13 protein-coding genes and 1 pseudogene are annotated in these 18,251 nt (G+C 62.4%); 5 read left to right on the top strand and 9 right to left on the bottom strand.

Annotated features, from left to right (window positions below; genetic code table 11):
• Window positions 1-316: 316 nt before the first annotated feature.
• Window positions 317-4,303 (bottom strand): bifunctional nitrate reductase/sulfite reductase flavoprotein subunit alpha, encoded by a 3,987-nt coding sequence (locus AB4O23_RS19690; RefSeq protein ID WP_223496558.1) that lies wholly within the window; start codon window positions 4,301-4,303, stop codon window positions 317-319.
• Window positions 4,304-4,867: 564 nt separating this feature from the next.
• Between AB4O23_RS19690 and nirB the strand changes: the two genes are divergently transcribed.
• Both nirB and nirD read left to right on the top strand, forming a co-directional pair.
• A complete protein-coding gene (gene nirB / locus AB4O23_RS19685) occupies window positions 4,868-7,429 on the top strand; it encodes a nitrite reductase large subunit NirB (RefSeq protein ID WP_065878487.1) in 2,562 nt (853 codons plus the stop codon).
• Complete coding sequence (nirD, locus tag AB4O23_RS19680) at window positions 7,429-7,791, top strand: nitrite reductase small subunit NirD (protein WP_017530412.1); 363 nt, start codon at window positions 7,429-7,431, stop codon at window positions 7,789-7,791. The genes nirB and nirD overlap by 1 nt, the downstream gene beginning before the upstream one ends.
• 86 nt (window positions 7,792-7,877) lie before the next feature.
• On the opposite strand, the gene AB4O23_RS19675 is transcribed toward nirD, so the two are convergent.
• The 7 genes from AB4O23_RS19675 to AB4O23_RS19645 form a co-directional block, all read right to left on the bottom strand.
• Window positions 7,878-9,209, bottom strand: a complete 1,332-nt coding sequence (locus AB4O23_RS19675) for an ABC transporter substrate-binding protein (protein ID WP_460069288.1) — start codon at window positions 9,207-9,209, stop codon at window positions 7,878-7,880.
• Between the two features lie 33 nt (window positions 9,210-9,242).
• Window positions 9,243-10,310, bottom strand: a complete 1,068-nt coding sequence (locus AB4O23_RS19670) for a branched-chain amino acid ABC transporter permease (RefSeq protein ID WP_068934841.1) — start codon at window positions 10,308-10,310, stop codon at window positions 9,243-9,245.
• A gap of 22 nt (window positions 10,311-10,332) precedes the next feature.
• A complete protein-coding gene (locus AB4O23_RS19665; RefSeq protein ID WP_065878497.1) occupies window positions 10,333-11,214 on the bottom strand; it encodes a branched-chain amino acid ABC transporter permease in 882 nt (293 codons plus the stop codon).
• A 2-nt stretch (window positions 11,215-11,216) separates the two neighbouring features.
• Window positions 11,217-11,993, bottom strand: coding sequence for an ABC transporter ATP-binding protein (locus AB4O23_RS19660; RefSeq protein ID WP_017530408.1), 777 nt, complete (start codon window positions 11,991-11,993; stop codon window positions 11,217-11,219).
• Window positions 11,994-12,003: 10 nt separating this feature from the next.
• Complete coding sequence (locus AB4O23_RS19655; RefSeq protein ID WP_017530407.1) at window positions 12,004-13,059, bottom strand: AMP-binding protein; 1,056 nt, start codon at window positions 13,057-13,059, stop codon at window positions 12,004-12,006.
• Window positions 13,060-13,359: 300 nt separating this feature from the next.
• Window positions 13,360-14,001 carry an aspartate/glutamate racemase family protein gene (locus AB4O23_RS19650; RefSeq protein WP_068934845.1) on the bottom strand — a complete coding sequence of 214 codons (642 nt, stop codon included), beginning with the start codon at window positions 13,999-14,001 and terminating at the stop codon, window positions 13,360-13,362.
• 139 nt (window positions 14,002-14,140) lie between these two features.
• A complete protein-coding gene (locus AB4O23_RS19645; protein ID WP_460106166.1) occupies window positions 14,141-15,007 on the bottom strand; it encodes an aldo/keto reductase family oxidoreductase in 867 nt (288 codons plus the stop codon).
• Window positions 15,008-15,079: 72 nt separating this feature from the next.
• On the opposite strand from AB4O23_RS19645, the gene AB4O23_RS19640 reads away from it, so the two are divergent.
• Both AB4O23_RS19640 and AB4O23_RS19635 read left to right on the top strand, forming a co-directional pair.
• Window positions 15,080-15,724, top strand: coding sequence for a TetR/AcrR family transcriptional regulator (locus AB4O23_RS19640; RefSeq protein ID WP_223496560.1), 645 nt, complete (start codon window positions 15,080-15,082; stop codon window positions 15,722-15,724).
• 5 nt (window positions 15,725-15,729) lie between these two features.
• The gene (locus AB4O23_RS19635; RefSeq protein ID WP_068934851.1) at window positions 15,730-16,179 is read left to right on the top strand and encodes an NUDIX hydrolase; all 450 of its coding nucleotides are present in this window, start codon (window positions 15,730-15,732) and stop codon (window positions 16,177-16,179) included.
• Here the strand turns inward: AB4O23_RS19635 and AB4O23_RS19630 are convergent.
• Window positions 16,176-16,736 (bottom strand): annotated as a pseudogene (locus AB4O23_RS19630) (cysteine hydrolase family protein). The gene AB4O23_RS19635 and the pseudogene AB4O23_RS19630 sit on opposite strands and share 4 nt — an antisense overlap.
• A 119-nt stretch (window positions 16,737-16,855) precedes the next feature.
• On the opposite strand from AB4O23_RS19630, the gene AB4O23_RS19625 reads away from it, so the two are divergent.
• A complete protein-coding gene (locus AB4O23_RS19625; RefSeq protein WP_017530405.1) occupies window positions 16,856-18,244 on the top strand; it encodes an XAC2610-related protein in 1,389 nt (462 codons plus the stop codon).
• The last annotated feature ends 7 nt before the right edge of the window (window positions 18,245-18,251 follow it).

Here is an 18,251-nt window from a genome sequence, read left to right as displayed (position 1 = left end):
ACTGACGGATGTTACCGTCGATCTGGCGGATTTCGCGGGTACTGCCGTCGATGAACTGATCGACCGCCTGGGTCCGTGTATTCATCACAGAGATCACCGCCACCAGGCTTACCGGGATAAACGCAACGGAGACAAAAGCCAGTACAAGCTTATTTTTAATTTTCATCGAGACGACCATCAGCGTAGAGGGCGGCCAAATCGTCAGGTTCCAGAAAAAGAACCACGGCGATTTGCTATCACTGATGTTTCGGCCCGGCCAAGGTAAATCTTTAGGGTTTTTTGTACACAATACAAAACGCGATTGTTCTGTATCCAATCAATACACATCACGCAGATAACGTTTCTGCTCGCTCAGTTGGCGCCAATACTCCACGGCGCTCTGCGCACCAAGCCCGCCGTGGGTTTGCGCCACCTGACGCAGTGCCTGGTCGACATCCTTGGCCATATGGCTGGCGTCGCCGCAGATGTACAGCCTGGCGCCGTCCTGCAACCAGCGCCACAGCTCGGCGCCCTGTTCGCGGATGCGGTCCTGCACATAGATCTTCTGCGCCTGGTCGCGCGAGAACGCCAGGCTCAGATGGGTAAGCAAACCGTCGCGTTGCATGCCTTGCAGTTCGTCCTGGTAATAGAAGTCGCTGGCGGCGTGCTGTTCGCCAAAGAACAACCAGTTGCGCCCCGGGTGCCCGAGGGCGCGGCGTTCCTGCAAAAACGCGCGGAACGGCGCCACGCCGGTTCCCGGGCCAATCATGATCATGGGCACATCGCCGTCGCGGGGCGTGCGAAAGTGCTTGGACGGTTGCACAAACACCGGCACCTCGCCGTCACCGACACGGTCGGCGAGGAAGGTCGACGACACGCCCTTGCGCTTGCCATACCGCACGGCCGCCACGGTGAGGTGCACTTCCTGCGGGTGCGCCTTGGCGCTGGAAGCGATCGAGTACAGGCGCGGTTGCAGGCGCCTGAGGGTGCCGAGCAACTCATCCGCCGAACAGTCGATGGGGTAGTGTTGCAGCACATCCACCAGTTGCCGGCCCCACAGCCACTCGTTCAGTTGGGCCTTGTGCTCGGGCCGCAATAATTGCTCAAGGCCTGGGTTGGCGCTGCGCTCGGCGATAAAGGCAAGGGTCTCGCTGCTGGGCCGGGCGATTTCGAAATGCTGGGTCAGGGCCTGTTGCAGCGGCACATCGCCGAAGGTGTCGATGTTTACCGTGGTGTTGGCGCCAAGGCGCGTCAGGTCGAGCAGTTCGCTGACCAATTCCGGGCAGTTACGCGGCCGCACGCCAAGGGCGTCACCGGGTTCATAGGTCAGCCCCGAGTCCGCGAGGTCGAGGGCGAACTGGCGGGTTTCCTTGTGTTGGCTGTGGGGGTTCAGGTGCCGGTTGAGCAGCAGCCGTGAGCCGTGCAGCTTGGTTTTGCCGGCGGGCGTGGCTTGGATAACGGATTTTGTCGGGTGCAGCGTTTGCTGCAAGCGCGTCAGCCAGGCATCGGCGCGTTCTTCAAATTCGGTGTCGCAGTCCACCCGTTCCAACAGGCGTGTGGCGCCCAGTTCCAGCAGGCGCTGGTCGAGGCGCTTGCCGTGTTTGCAGAACTGGTCGTAATTCGGATCGCCCAAGGCCAGCACTGCAAAACGCAGCGACTCCAGGCGTGTTTCGACGGTGCTGAGGCTGTGCCAGAAGGCTTCGCCATTGTCCGGCGCGTCGCCGTCGCCAAAAGTGCTGCTGATCAGCGCCAGGTTCTGCGTGTTGGCCAACCTGCTGGCCGGGAAGTCCGCCATCGCGCTCAGTTCGACGCTGATGCCGCCTTCGCGCAGGCGCTTGGCGAACCGTTCAGCCAGGGCTTCGGCGTTGCCGGTTTGCGAGGCCCACAACAGGGTGACGTCCGGGGAGGGCGCCGGGGTGGTGTGCGCGCGACTGAATAACCCCGCGAGCATACCGTCCAGCCACAGCCGCGTTTGCTCGGCCAACGGCGCGCTCGCCGGCATCACCGGTACCCCGTGGGCCTGGCTCCCGGCAACGGATTGCAGGCCGCTGAGGAACCCGGCGAGGTAGCTGCGCTCGCTATCACTGAGTGACGGTGCAGGCACATTGCGAATACCGGCGAGTTCGGCGAAAGCGTCGGCGCGCGACATGGCGAGGTCCTCTGCAAGGTCAGGATGGGTGGAGGCCGGTTGGTCGAGGAACTGGTGATCGATCAACTCGACCCGCGCCAGGGCAACCGCGCAACACTTGAATTCGGGCTGCAGCGAAATCGGGTCGACCGCGTCGTGGGTCACCGCGTTGATCGCCAGGTGCTCGCCAAACACATCGTTCCAGTGAAACGGCGCGAAACAGCTGCCGGGGCGTACCCGCTCGGTGATCACGGCGGGCAGCACCGCGTGGCCGCGCAGGGAGCGCACCTGCACCCGGTCCTTGGCCCTGATGCCCAGCCGCGCGGCATCGTCGGGGTGGATTTCCACGAACGGGCCGGGGTTCAGTTTGTTCAGGGTGGCGACCTTGCCGGTCTTGGTCAGGGTGTGCCACTGGTGCTGCACGCGACCGGTGTTGAGCACGAAGGGGAAGGCGTCATCGGGCATTTCCGCCGGCGGCATGTGCGGGCGCGGGAAAAACTGACCTTTGCCGCTGTCGGTCGCGAAGGCGAGGGTGCCGTGATCACGGTAGCGGATCGGGTTGCGAGCCGGCGCATCCGCCGTGGCGAGCGGCCATTGCAGCGGTTGTTGGCGCAGGCGCGCGTAACTGGCGCCGCGGATGTCGTAGCCGGTCTTGGGGTTCCAGGCGCGTTTGATTTCTTCAAACACTTCGCTGGCGGATGCGTAGGTGAAGGCCTCGGCAAACCCCATCGCGCAGGCGACCTGGGCGATGATTTGCCAGTCGGGCAAGGTCTCGCCGGGAGGCTCGACGGCTTTTTGCATCAAGGTCAGGTTGCGCTCGGAGTTGATCATCACCCCTTCGGCTTCGGCCCACAGCGCGCCGGGCAGCAGGATATCGGCGTAGCGGTTGGTCTCGGTGTCGAGGAACGCGTCCTGGGTGATCACCAACTCGGCGGCGCGCAGGCCATCGATCACGGTCTGACGGTTCGGCACGCTGGCGACCGGGTTGGTGCAGATGATCCAGCACGCCTTGATCTGCCCGGCGGCCATCTGCTCGAACAGCGCCACGGTGCCGGTGCCTGCTTCGCGCGGCAGGCTGTCGTGGGGGATTTGCCACAGGTCCTCGATAAAGGCGCGGTCGGCTGCCACCAGCACCGAGCGTTGCCCCGGCAGGCCCGGGCCCATGTAGCCCATCTCGCGGCCACCCATGGCATTGGGTTGGCCGGTGAGGGAAAACGGCCCGCTGCCGGGGCGGCAGATTGCGCCGGTGGCCAGGTGCAGGTTGCACAGGGCGTTGGTATTCCACGTGCCATGGGTGCTCTGGTTGAGGCCCATGGTCCAGCAACTCATCCATTCGGCGGCGTGGCCGATCCACTCGGCGGCTTGGCGGATATCCGCTTCGGCAAGGCCGGTGATCTGGGCGACGGTATGCGGCGGGTAATCCTCGAGGAAACCCGGCATGGCCTCCCAGCCTTCGGTGAACGCGGCAATAAAGGCCGGGTCGGTATGGCCGTTTTTAACCAGCAGGTGCAGCAAACCATTGAGCAGGGCGAGATCGGTGCCCGGTTTGACCGGCAGATAAAGGTTGGCCTTATCGGCGGTGGCGCTGCGCCGTGGGTCAACCACGATCAGCTTCGCCCCGGCCTTGACCCGGTCCATCATGCGCAGGAACAGGATCGGGTGACAGTCAGCCATATTGGCGCCGATCACAAAGAACAGGTCGGCGCGGTCGAAATCTTCATAGGAACCCGGCGGGCCGTCGGAGCCCAACGAGAGTTTGTAGCCGCTGCCCGCGCTGGCCATGCACAGGCGCGAGTTGGATTCGATATTGCGGGTGCGTACAAAACCCTTGGCCAGCTTATTGATCAGGTACTGGGCTTCCAGCGACATCTGCCCGGACACGTAGAACGCCAGCGCATCGGGGCCATCGCGGTCGAGGATGTGGCGCAAGCGCCCGGCGGTTTCGTCGATGGCGGTATCCATGGCGATACGCACTGGGTCGTGCTCGCGGTTCTCCCGCAGGTAAGCGTTTTCCATGCGCCCGGACTCGGCGATGGCTTGCCCGCAGGTGGTGCCCTTGGTGCACAGGCGGCCGAAGTTGGTGGGGTGGTCCTTGTCGCCGACGACCTTGACCACTTTATTGTTCTGGACCTGCATGACGATGCCGCAGCCCACGCCACAATAAGGACAGACGCTGTGTACGTTCTGGTTTGCCATCCGTAACCCTCGAAACTTTTTTTGCCCGACAACAAAAAAGCGCCCTGCAACCCTCCGTTTGAAAACGGGGGCTGCACGGCGCCTTTGTCGTGTGTGGGCAATCAGCGTTGATTGCTCTTGAGGTGTTCCTAGCAAGTCACGCGCCAGCTTTTCCAACCCGTGGCATAAGCGGCTTTTGGTGAGGCGCGGGGCTTGCTGTACTGCGCGGGGCAAGCTCGCTCGCCACACGTCGCATCGGTAAACCGGCGGGGGCAGGTGCGCTGTTTTGAGGCGAGGCGCACCACTTGGAGGCGCAATCGCAGGTGTTGGGCGCGGTTGAAGGCCTTGCGCAGCCGTGACAACAGGCTTGCGCCGGATTGGCACAGAGCCTGCAAGCTCCCCTTCAACCCCACTCGGTCAACGACGATCGACAGGCCATAAAAGGTCATGGGCATAAAGCGATGGATCCGGCGATGTCGTCCGAACCGATCCCGCAAAAGAACAGGCAAAGACGCCTGGAACCGTAAGGTTTCAGGCGTTTTTTTTTGCTTTTTTTAACCGTGATGAGCGTCGTCGGGTGCTGATATGAATTCCAAGATCGCCAATCTGAAAGAGCTGAAAACCCTGATCGTCGTCGGCAATGGCATGGTCGGCCACCATTGCGTGGAGCAGTTGATCCAGCGCGGGGCGCTGGAGCACTACCAGTTGCATGTGTTCAGCGAAGAGCCGATGCGTGCCTATGACCGTGTGCACCTGTCCGAATACTTCACCGGCCGCGACGCCGAGTCGTTGGCGCTGTCCGAGGCGTCGCTGTACCAGACGCCGGGCGTGACCTTGCACTTGGGTGTACCGGTGTTGGAAATTGATCGCGCACGCCGCGAGGTGATCACCGCGCAAGGCTGTGTGGCCTACGACAGCTTGGTGCTGGCCACCGGCTCTTACCCGTTCGTGCCGCCGATTGAAGGCGCCGAAGGCGATTCGCGGCTGGTGTATCGCACCCTGCAAGACCTCGATGCCATTCGCGCGGCGGCGGCCAATGCCCGGCGTGGCGTGGTGGTCGGCGGTGGCCTGCTCGGCCTGGAAGCCGCCAATGCCTTGAAAAGCCTCGGCCTGGAAGCCCATGTAGTGGAATTCGCGCCGCGCTTGATGCCGGTGCAACTGGATGACTTTGGCGGTCTGGCGCTCAAGGCCCAGATCGAGCGGTTGGGCGTGGGTGTGCACCTGTCCCGCGCCACTCAGTCGATCAGCGCGGGCGAGCAGTACCGCTACCGCATGAACTTTGCCAATGACGAGTTTCTCGAAACCGACCTGATCGTGTTCTCGGCCGGTATCCGTGCCCAGGACGCGCTGGCACGCCAGGCCGGCCTGGAAATCGGCCCGCGTGGCGGTGTGGTGATCAACGACGAATGCCTGAGCTGCGACCCGCACATCTACGCGATTGGCGAGTGCGCCTCGTGGAACGGCAGCCTGTTCGGCCTCGTCGCGCCGGGGTACCAGATGGCCCGAGGGGTTGCCGCGCTGTTGTGCGGGCAGGCCGCCGAGCCGTTCGTAGGGGCCGATATGTCGACCAAGCTCAAGTTGCTCGGCGTCGACGTGGGCTCCATTGGCGACGCCCACGCCCACACGCCGGGTGCGCGCAGCTATCAGTTCGTCGACGAGGCGAGCGCCAGCTACCGCCGCCTGGTGGTGGACGCAAGTGGCAAGCATGTGATCGGCGCGGTGCTGGTCGGCGACAACAGCTACTACGACACCTTGCTGCAATACATGCAGAACGCGATTGCGCTGCCCGCCGAACCGGCCAGCCTGATCCTGCCGTCGTCCGCCGGCGCGCCCACCCTTGGGCCAGGCGCGTTGCCGGAGTCGGCCACTGTTTGCTCGTGCCACAACGTCAACAAGGGCGCGATCTGCTCGGCCATCGATGCCGGCTGCAGCGACCTCGGCCAGCTCAAGGCGCAGACCAAGGCCTGCACCGGTTGCGGTGGTTGCGCCGGCTTGCTCAAGCAGGTCTTCGAGCATGAGTTGATTGCCCGTGGCGTCAGCGTCGACAAGAGCCTGTGCGAACACTTCGCCTATACCCGTCAGGAGTTGTATGCCCTGGTGCGTGTGGAAGGGGTGATCACCTTCGAAGAACTGCTGGCCAAACACGGGCGCGGCCATACCGGCTGCGACGTGTGCAAACCGGCGGTGGGCTCGATCCTGGCTTCCTGCTGGAACCAACCGATCATGGACGCCTCGCTGGTGCCGTTGCAGGACACCAACGACACCTTCATGGCCAACATGCAAAAGAACGGCACCTACTCTGTGGTGCCGCGCATTCCGGGCGGCGAGATCACCGCCGACAAGCTGATTGTGATCGGCGAAGTGGCGAAGAAATACGACCTCTACACCAAGATCACCGGCGGCCAGCGCATCGACCTGTTTGGCGCGCAACTGCACGAGCTGCCGGACATCTGGGCCGAACTGATCGCCGCCGGCTTTGAAACCGGGCACGCCTATGGCAAATCCACGCGTACGGTGAAGTCTTGCGTGGGCAGCACCTGGTGCCGTTATGGCGTGCAGGACAGCGTGAAAATGGCCTTGCTGATCGAGGACCGCTACAAGGGCCTGCGTTCGCCGCACAAGCTCAAGTTCGCGGTGTCGGGTTGCACCCGTGAGTGCGCCGAAGCGCAGAGCAAGGATGTGGGCGTGATTGCCACCGAGAAGGGCTGGAACCTTTATATCGCCGGCAATGGCGGCATGCGCCCACGCCATGCCGAACTGTTCGCCACCGACCTCGACGACGCCACGCTTATCCAGTACATCGACCGTTTCCTGATGTTCTACATCCGCACCGCCGACAAGCTGCAGCGCACCTCGGTGTGGCGCGAAAGCCTGGAAGGTGGCCTGGATTTCCTCAAGGATGTGATCGTGCACGACAGCCTGGGCCTGGGTGCCGAGCTGGAAGCGCAGATGCAGCTTGTGGTCGACCGCTACGAATGCGAATGGGCCAATGCCCTTAAAGACCCGGAAAAACTCAAGCGCTTTCGCACCTTCGTCAACGACAAGCGCCCCGATCCGGACATCCACTTTGTCCAGGAACGTGGCCAGCGCCGGCCGATCATGGCCGCCGAACTCAACCTGATTCCCGTCATCGAGGAGATTGCCTGATGAGCCAGCCCAACACTCAGCGACACCTGGCCGCCTGGAAAAGCGTGTGCAACGAGACCGATCTGGTGAGCAACTCCGGCGTGGTGGTGTGGCTCGACGGCGCGCAGGTGGCGCTGTTCTACCTGCCCGGCGCGCAGGACCAGACGCTGTACGCCATCGACAACCACGACCCGGAATCCGGCGCGAACGTGATCGGGCGCGGTTTGGTGGGCAGTATCAAGGGGGAGCTGGTGGTGGCTGCGCCGATCTACAAACAGCATTACCGTTTGCAGGACGGCCAGTGCCTGGAGGCGCCGAACCAGCGCTTGCGGGTGTGGCCGGTGCGGTTGAATGGCGGGGTGGTGGAGCTGGGAGTCAACTGAAGCACTGCGGTCTAAAGGTGGGAGGGGCGGTGCGACGGTTCGACTTGCTCCCTCCCACGTTTGAATTGCGTTGCAGCTGAGTAATCCTACTGTTCCTTGCTGCAATCCCTCGGCGTGATGCCTTTCTCCTTCGCATACTGCGCCGCCGATGCTTCGATGATCGGCCGCAACAAGGCTCGGTCGGCCTGTACCCAGTCGCTGATCAGGTTCCAGCGTTGCCCATCCCATTGCTGAAAGCGCACCGCGCCGCCGCCTTCGTGGTCGGCGCAGGACAGTTTCAGCGGTTGCACCAGGCCTTTGGCGCCCAGGGCTTGCAGGCGTGCGTCGTCGAGGTTGAGGTGTTCGAAGCCCCAGCGGACCTGCTCGCCGGTCAAGGGCTTGTCACCGTATTTTTGCTGGGCCAGGCGTACGGCTTCGACGTTGAGAATGCCGTTTACCACGCCGAGGTTGTAGTACACCGTGCCGAAGCGTTTCGGGTCGGCCAGGTTGCCTTTGCCGGCGTCGACGACGCTTTGCTTGATGCCTTGCAGCACCGGGAAGTCGGTGCCCGACGGGTGCGTGGTGATCGCGATATAGCCCTTCGCCGCGTTGCCGGTCGGCACTACGTCTTCTTCCGAGTTGCTCCAGATATTGCCGATGATGTGATCGGCCGGGTAGCCGACTTTCTGCGCGGACTTGAGCGCCACCGGGTTCATTACCCCCCAGCCGCGCAGGATTACCCAGTCCGGCTTGAGGCGGCGGATGTTCAGCCATTGCGATTGCTGTTCGTTGCCGGGGTGTGGCACTTCCAGCAACGTCAGTTCGAAGCCGGCGTTTTTCGCGAGGGTTTCCAGCACGCCGTTGGTTTCTTTGCCGTAGGGCGAACCGTGATAGAGCACGGCGATTTTCTTGCCCTTGAGCTGGTCGGCACCGCCTTCGCGCTGGCCGATGTAGTTGATGATCGCCGAGACTTCCGAATACGGGTTCAGTTGCAGCGGAAACACGTAGGGGAACACACTGCCGTCGGTGGAGTCGGTACGGCCGTGGTTGATGGTGATCAGCGGCAGTTTGTCGGCGGTCGAGCGGTCCAGCGTGGCGTAGGCGATGCCCACCGACAGTGGGTTGGTGGCCGCCGCCGCTGCGCCGTTGAGCCCACCCTTGAGGCGCTCGTAGCATTCGACGCCTTTTTCTACCACGTACTCGGTCTCGCATTCGCTCCAGGTCAACTTGACCCCATTCACCCCGCCCTTGGCATTGATGTATTGCAGGTAGTCTATAAACCCGCCGAAGAACCCCGTACCGCCGGCCGCGTAAGGCCCGACCCGGTAGCTTTGCAGCGGGAAGTACTGTTCGTTGGCGGCCTGGGCGCCGCTGGCAAGCCCGGCGGTCATCAAGGCCAGGCTCAGTGCCAGGCGGCGCAGCGATAAGCGGTGTGTCATGAAGGCAATTCCTCGAGAGCGGTAGGGGGGAGTTCAGTAACGCAGCGGCCAGACCCTGGCCCGTTGGCGAAAGCGCTGCCACAGCCGGGCCAGCCCTTCAGGTTCCTTGATCAGGAAGGTGATGATCAGCGCGCCGAAGAGCATTTTCTGGATGTTTTCCAGCTGGCCCGCGTCCATCAACCCGGCGGGCAACCACGCGAAGAGGTTGCCCAGCAGGATCGGGAACAACACGATGAACGCCGCGCCCAGCACATTGCCGAGCACGCTGCCCAGGCCGCCGATAATGATGATGAACAGCACCTGGAACGAGCGGCTCAGGTCAAAGCCGTGGGGCTCCACGGTGCCCAGGTAGGTGAAGGCCCACAGCGAACCGGCGACGCCCAGGTAAAAGCCGCTGATGGCAAAGGCAAGCAGCTTGGCTTTGAGCAGGCGGATGCCGATGACGGCTGCGGCAGTGTCCATGTCGCGCACCGCCATCCAGTTGCGGCCCAGTTCGCTGCGCACCAGGTTTTTGCCGAGCCAGAACAACGCGACCACCACCGCCAGCGTCAGCACATAACGGCCACGCGGCGAGCTGAAATCCAGCCCGGCAACCCGCAGCGGCGGCGAAGTGATCACACCCGAGGCGTTGTCGTTGGTAAACCAACTGAAGCGGGTGAGTACCCACTCCACCACGAACTGCGCGGCCAGGGTTGCCACCAGCAAATAGAACCCTTTGATACGCAGGCTCGGCAGACCAAAGAACACCGCCACCAGCGCGGCGATCACACCGCCCAGGGCGAAGCTCACCAGCAGGGGCAAACCCGGTACGCGCAGTTGCAGGTTGTAGGCGGCAAACGCGCCCACCGCCATGAACGCCGCCGAGCCCAGCGACAATTGCCCCGCGTAGCCGGTCAGCAGGTTCAGGCCCAACCCGGCCAGGGACAGCACCAGCAACGGCACCAGAATCGCGCTGAACCAATAGTCGTTGCCCAGCCAGGGCATCGCCACGAAGGCAAAGCCCAGCAGCAGCCACAACCCGATGCGGTCCTGGCGCAGGCGAAAGGTGCGGCGCTCGGCCGCGTAGGAGGTGCTGATTTGACCGACTTCTTGATACAGCATGCAGGCAGTTCCTCAAAAACCATCAAACCCGTTCGATTGCGCGCTCGCCGAACAACCCGGCCGGTCGCACCAACAAAAACACCAGGGCCAGGACATAAGGCACCCAGTTTTCAATGCCGCTGCCGATGATTGGCCCGAGGTAGATCTCGGCGATTTTCTCTGCCGCGCCGATGATCAGGCCGCCGACAATCGCGCCGCCGATGGACGAGAATCCGCCGATGATCAGCACCGGCAGCGCCTTGAGCACCACCAGCGACAGCGAGAACTGCACGCCCAGGCGCGCGCCCCAGAGCAGGCCCGCCACCAGCCCGACAAACCCGGCCACCGCCCACACCAGCGCCCAGATACGCGGCAGGCGAATGCCCACCGCCATCGATGCCAGCGGATCATCGGCCACCGCACGCAACGACAGGCCGATGCGTGTCTTGTTGAACAGCAGTGACAGGGCCAGTACCAGCCCGGCGGCGGTAGCGGCGGCAAACAGGTCGAATTGCGAGAGCAGCATGCCGCGGATTTCCAGCGGTTCATCGGCGATGCCCAGGTCCAGCCCGTGTACCTGGGCGCCCCATAGAAATTGCGCCAACCCTTCGATCAGGTACGACAAGCCCAGGGTCGCCATGAACAGGATGATCGGCGGGCGATTGACCAGCGGCCGCAGCACCACTTTTTCGATCAGCAAGGCCAGCGCCACCATGCTCGCCAGGGTGGCGAAGAACGCCCAGGCAAACGGAAAGCCGCGTTCCAGCAGGCTGACAAAGGTCAGCGCGGCGAACAGCACCATGGCGCCCTGGGCAAAATTGAATACGCCGGAGGCCTTGTAGATCAGCACAAAACCAATCGCCACCAGCGCATACATCACCCCCGCCAACAGGCCGCCGATCAGCACTTCGAAAAAAAATTGCATGCTCAGGTACCCAGGTAGGCGGCGATGACAGCCGGGTTGGCGCGCACCTGTTCGGGCGTGCCGTCGCCGATCTTGCGACCGTAGTCGAGCACCACCACGTGGTCGCACAAGCCCATGACCACGCCGATATCGTGTTCGATCAACACCACGGTGGTGCCGAACGCATGGTTGATGTCGCGGATGAACTGGCTCATCTGCGCCTTTTCCTGGGCGTTCATGCCGGCCATGGGTTCATCCAGCAGCAACAGGGTCGGTTCAGAGGCCAGGGCGCGGGCCAGTTCCACACGTTTTTGCAGGCCGTAGGGCAGGGTGCCTACCAGCACGTGACGCCAGGGATGAATTTGCAAAAAGGCGATGATCTGTTCCGCATGCAGGCGGTGGGCGTCGTCCTCGCGAGGGGCGCGGCCCACGCGCAACATCTGTTCGACCCAACTGCTGCGGCGCTTGAGGTTGCGCCCGGTGAGCACGTTGTCGAGCACGCTCATGCCCTTGAACAGCGCGATGTTCTGGAAGGTACGCGCGATCCCACCTTCGGCGGCCTGGTGCGCGCGCATGCGTCGGCGGGTTCGGCCGGCATAGCGGATGCTGCCGCTCTGGGGATGGTAGACGCCGTTGATCACGTTGAGCAGCGAGCTTTTACCGGCGCCATTGGGGCCGATCAGCCCGCAAATGTCGCCGGCCTTGACGTCGAAGCTGATAGAGGTAATGGCCTTGATACCCTTGAACGACAGGGAAATATCATCGAGCCGCAGTAAAACCGAGTCAGTGGGTGCGCGCATGGAGGGCTCTTCAGGCAGTCCGGGACAGCAAGGGGTCGGTAGGTGCGTGGCGGGGGGAAGGCTCGTGCCAATGTCCGGGGTGAACACCCAGCGCGCCAAAGAATGCCGCGCTCCGCGGGGCCAGTGGCGGCCCCACCAGTAACGGCACGCGCAGGCGGCTCATGCCCAGCACATCGAGCAATGGGCGGCGCACCAGCCAGCGGCCCAGCCAACGCCGAACGGGCGACGGGGTGGGTTGCATGGCCCAGCGGTACAGGCGATGACTGAACGTACCCGGCAACGGCAGGCGTTCAGCCACCCACTGTTCCAGGCGCCCATAGGATTCGCGGGTGCCCAGCACCAGGGTCGGGCCCAACTCACGACGGTCGGTGTCGCGGGTGGCCAGCGCTTCGGGAAAATTCAGGCGGAAGCCGGCGTGCAGCCAGGGCGCCAGCAGGTAACGCGCCTGGCCGCTGGCGGCGAATACCCGCGCGGCGAGGGCTTCTTCATCGCAGGTCAGGTGTTCTCGGGCGATCAGGGTGCGGGCGCCGGCCAACAATTGGGCATGGCTTAATTGCACGGGGGTGCCTGCGTGAAACACAAAGGCGAGGGCGCTTGATTGCGTGGCGCAGGCGGGGGCGGGAGCGTTTGCGCTCAAGTCGGCATAGGCGATCAAACCGGCGGCGTGCGGATGATTCAAACCGCGCCCGTCGAGGTATATCAGCACGCGGTATTCACCGATTTGCTGCACCGCCTGCAGATCTTCCGCCAGCACGAAGCTGGGCCGCCGTTCGGCCAACACCGCGCGGTTGTCGTGCTCGGGGTCCAGCAAGGTAACGCTGGCGCCCAACCACTGCGCGGCCAATGCCAGCAGCAAGGCTTCGGGGCGTGCCTGGCTGATGATCAACAGGTTGTCGTTGCCACTCAAACCCCGCTGGTGCAGTGCGGCGGCGAGCTCGCCGACATCGCCGGCCAGTTCACTCCAGGTGCGCACCTGCCAGATGCCCAGACGCTTGTAGCGCAAGGCAACCGCTGAACCGCGCGTGTGTGCTTGGCGCAACAGCGCCTGGGGCAGGGTGTGGGGCATGGGAGCATCCTTCGGGGTTAATGCAAGGGTGATTGCACGCGCCATGCCAGAGAGGAAATTGCTTTTATTTCAAAGGGATATGAGCGTCTTGTAGCGCAATGGCGTGTGTGGATTCAGCACAAGCTGCCCGGCCACTGTTGCTGCGCCAACAGTCGCGCTGGCCCTGGCAACCACGCCCGCTTTGTGCATGAAGGACAATGCGTAACAGCTATCTAGCCTCGCTGGAACTCGACAGCTTCCACAGTTGATCTGGGTTGTTGTTGAAAACGGTATCTGTCGCACAGCCTTGTAAATCCAGTATCAACCAATGGCTTGTATGGCCGCCGCCAAGCCGGCGGTGGCGCTGCTGAGGGGAGGCGGCCCGGCGGTGACTTGTGAGGCAGCGCTGCTCATCGAGGCCTGGGCCAGCACCACCAACGAGGCGCCGTCTTCGTAGGCCTGATCGGCGGCCTGAGCGACCATCGCCAGGTAACCGTTGATATCGCCCGCCTTGAACCGGTCCCAGGCACCGTTAACCCATTGCACTTCGATGGATGCGTTAGCGCACAACGCAGCTGCTTGAAATAATTCAGAGGTGGGTGCCAGGGTTGTCTTCACGGCACACAGCACCACGATTTTCCCCTCGGCCTGAACCGCAGTGACGGCCAGCGCTGCATCCGCTCTCAGAATGGGCACTTGTGTGCCTGGCGCAATCAGCTCAACCGCCGGCCCCAGGGTGGAGCAGGTGAGCACAACGGCGTCAGCATGCCGGGCAAGTGCGAGCAGCGCCGATGCGGTTGACGCGGCTATCTCTGCGGTCAGCGAGCCTGCCTGTTCCGCTGCCGCCAAGAGGTCTGCGCGAACCTCATGGCGCACTACGTTGGGGCCGAGACCGAGGGTTTTTGCGGCCGTGTCAAACACCGCGATGTTGCTGGCTGCGGTGTGGAGGCAGGTAATTCGCATGGATTATTCCAAGGTGATCGCGGGTTAAGATGGCGCCTGTGCCTTTTTGACGCAAGGATTGCGCAGGTCACTTATCCCGCAAGGGGGGAAAAAATGCAGAGTGATTTGCGCAAGGCCATCGTGCAGTTGCATCAGCAGGTCAACCCGCGATCCCATTCAGCTCTGCGAACGTATCATCCGATAACTCTAACTCGCCTACAGCCAGGTTCTCATGCAAATGAGCAACCGATGAAGTACCGGGAATCAGCAGGATATTGGGTGAACGTCGCAGTAACCACGCCAGCGCCAATTGCTTGGGCGTTACCGCCAGTCGTTGGGCGACATGGGACAATGTCGATGACTGTAGCGGGGTAAACCCGCCCAGCGGGAAGAACGGTACATAGGCAATGCCCTCCCGCGCCAGCTCATCAATCAAGGCGTTGTCGTGCTGTTGCGCGATGTTGTACAGGTTCTGCACGCAAACGAACTTGATGACGCCGCGCGCCTCGGCCACTTGGGTCGGGGTGACGTTACTGATGCCGATATGGCGCACCAGGCTCTGTTGTTGCAGTTGTGCAAGCGCCTCCAATGAGGCGGCAATCGAGCCTTCACCGGTCCCCATTATGTTGTGGGTGCAACGGAAATTGACGACGTCCAGCACCTCTAGGCCCAGGTTGCGCAAATTGTCATGCACGGCCAGGGTTAGCTTTTCTTTCGACGAGGCGGCGAGCCACCCGCCCGCAGCGTCTCTACGGGCACCGATCTTGGTAACGAGGGTAAGGTCGTCTGGGTACGGATGCAGGGCCTCGCGAATAATCTGATTGGTAATATGCGGTCCGTAAAAATCGCTGGTGTCGATATGATTAACGCCGGATGCGATGGCTTCACGCAATACTGCCAACGCCGCGTCGCGATTTTTCGGCGGGCCGAATACACCGGGGCCCGCCAACTGCATCGCGCCGTAGCCGATACGGTTGACCTTGCGATTACCGAATGTAAACGTGCTGCCGTTTGCCAAGCTGGTCATAACCGTTGCCCTTGCTTCAACCGAGTAAGCCCTTAATATGAAGAATCCTTCAGATATTGGAATTCGCATTCCATGAGCACATTGAAATCGTCCTTGAAACCAAGGAAATCAGCGGTTCAAGCGCGATCAACTGCGACCGTGGACGCATTGCACACCGCAACCCTTCAGGTTTTGACGCAACAGGGCCTCATCCGCTGCACCACGACTCGCGTTGCCGAGCGCGCCGGCATGTCGGTGGGCAGCCTTTATCAGTACTACCCCAATCGCGACGCGTTGCTGGCTGCCGTATTGGAAAAGCACCTGAATCGAGTAGCCGAGACGGTTGAGCAGGCCTGTGTCAGCCATCAAGGTATGCCGGTGGCTGAAATGGCGCGCGGCCTAGTCTTGGCGCTGGTTGCGGCTAAATTACGCGACCAGGATGTTTCTAAAGCCTTGTACGCAATTGCGGGCGAACGCGGCGGCGGCGAGCTGGTCGCCCGTATTAACGCGCGTATGATCGCAGTGACCGCGGCCATGTTGGTGACGGCACCCGATGCGCATTTTGATGACCCGAAGCTCACCGCCGCCATTTCGCTCAGTGCCGTCTTCGGCCCGGTGCGCACACTGCTCGAAGGCAATGCATCACCTGCGTTCGAGGCCGGACTGGAACAACATGCCACGTTGTTATTGACGGCCTATCTGCAAACCTATCGAGACACTAGTTCAAGGCAGGATTAAAGCCAATGCGCACGCGAAACGCAGCACGACTCCTGATGATCAACCCTGCACGCGAGGTATTGCTGTTCAGGTTCGTGCATAACGAAGGCGCGCTGGCCGGCAAGAATTACTGGGCAACGCCGGGCGGTGGGGTTGAGAAGGGCGAAACCTTCGAGGCCGCTGCCATCCGCGAGCTGCGTGAGGAGACGGGCATCAAGATCAAGACGGTTGCGGCATCGGTGGCTGAGCGCCGTTTTCCGATGATGCTGCCCAGTGGGGAGACGGTGCTCGCCGTTGAGCGCTACTTTGTGGTTCATGTGCAAAGCGAGGCGCTTTCCAAGGCTGAATGGACCGCGCAGGAGGCGCAGGTCATGGCCGACCATCGCTGGTGGTCGGCATACGAGCTGCAATCGACGCAGGACACGGTATTCCCCGAGTCGCTGTTGGATATGCTGGTGAAAGCACAAGTGTTTTAACTCGATATCAGGATCTCATTGGTCGCGGCCACCCTGGCGTAGTCCATCGCCAGGTTGCTCAACGACAACGCGTGTACATCCTCAGCCGGCCACAGGCGCCCCGACAGGTCTGTCTGATCGAACGTATAACAGGCGTCCGACGCCACAATCACCTCAAACCCCAGGTTGCCACCCGAGCGCGCGGTGGCCTCGACGGAGTTGTTGGTGATCACCCCGACGATCACCAGTTGCCTGATCGAACGGGTATGCAGCCAGCGCTCCAGCCCGGTGTGTGTGAACGCATCCGGGACGTTTTTTTCGACGACATGTTCGTGCGCAAGCGGTTGCAGCGTGGCCTGGAACTCACAGCCTGGCTGTCCCGGTCAGAAGACGGAGCCAGGCGTGCGGGAAATATGCCGCACGTGTACGACCGGCCCGCCCGCCTGCCGCCACGCGCCCAGCAGGCGCTGCATGTGCCGCTCGGCGTCGGGGTTGTTGCGCCGCCCAAGCGCCGGTTGGTGCATGCCTTGCTGCATGTCGATGATCAATAACGCGGCGGTTGCGGCTAATGGTTGCATGGCACTTTCCTTGGCGGGGGAGGCACGAAACATATCAGCCAATGTGCGCACCCAAACAGCGATTTGTTCGAAAACAACCGCTACACTGCCGCCCCCGAATTTCAGCAAGGATGCTTTGGATGCGTTCGCTCGTCAGCGGTGTGCTGCTTTCTCTGTCCCTGGCCACCTCGGCCATCGCCGAACCCCGTTCGTTTTCGGTCAATGACCCCAGTGGGCAGTTCCTGGTTGAGGTGCTGTTCCCGCAGGTCCCCCAGGACTTGCGCGAGCGGGCGCGGGCGTTGGTCACGGTGCGCGACAACGCCACCCTGCAGATTCTCCAACAGCTGGAAACGCCGGCAGGCAATGTGCCGCTGGACAATGACGGTAAAACCGATGCGGCGCACCTGGTGGGCGAGTCCGGCTTGCTGTACTTCGCCGATATCAATGGCGACGGTCGCCAGGACTTGGCTATCCGCCACGACACCGGCGCCGCCAAGGACTTCCAGTACAGTTACGACGTGTACCTGCAAGACCCGCACAATACGCAGTGGGTACTCAACGGCCCGCTGAGCACCCTGGCGAACGAGACCTCCGGCGGGATGTTCTCGGTCAACCCCAAGGACGGCATCATCCATTCGCAAACCGATCGCGGCTGCTGCTGGATGCGTGTGAGTCGCTGGCAAATGCGCGATGGCGAACTGGTGCAGCTCAGCTCGTACACCCAGCAAGAGGTGCCCGCGACGGACGACGACGCCAACAACAGCATGCCCAGTGGCTACATGCTGCGCACCACCGGCGAGTGGAAAGACGGCCAATGGCTGGAAACCCCGCGCTTGGAAGGGCCGGTCAATGAAGATGCGCAACGGTTGGTCGGCACCCTCGATGGCAAGATCGCGGTGCAAATCTGGTACCAGCAGCAGGGCGCGGTGGTGATTGGCGAGTTGCGCTACACCAACAGCGGCAGCGGCAAGCCGATCAAGCTGGTGGGGGACCGTGGCGAATATGGCGATGACACTTACCTTTACCTGCACGAGTACACCGACGACGGGCATCAAACCGGCATCTGGCGCATCAAGTCGGATTACACCGGTACTTGGGTCAGCGGTGCCAAGGGCGACAAGCGCGAGCGCGTGATCCAACTGCACGATGAATACCGTGAACCCGACTACGAGCTGTTTGGCGACGTTGCCCGCGACCAACGCGACGGCCATTACCAGATGCGCGATGACTTCCTCGACCGCGACGGCGACCTGGACCTCAGAATTCTCCCCGAGCGTGATGCCCAGGGCAGGGAAGTGGCCGAGTTCACCGTGACGCTCAAGGAAACCGGCACCGGCAAGGTTATCGTCAGCGCGCACCACACCGTGCCGATGGAAACCGAAAACCTGATCATCGTGCGTGAACCGTTGGCGGCGCGACGCGCGGGGCCTTACCACATCCAACTGGTGAAGCACTTCGCGGTGATCAACCACAACTCGGCGCCGGATTTTCCGGATTACTTCACCGGGATGTATCGCAAGCAGCCCTGAGAGGGGC

Source organism: Pseudomonas sp. H2_A10 (genome assembly GCF_054680085.1).
This window is presented reverse-complemented; position numbering and strand designations above follow the sequence as displayed.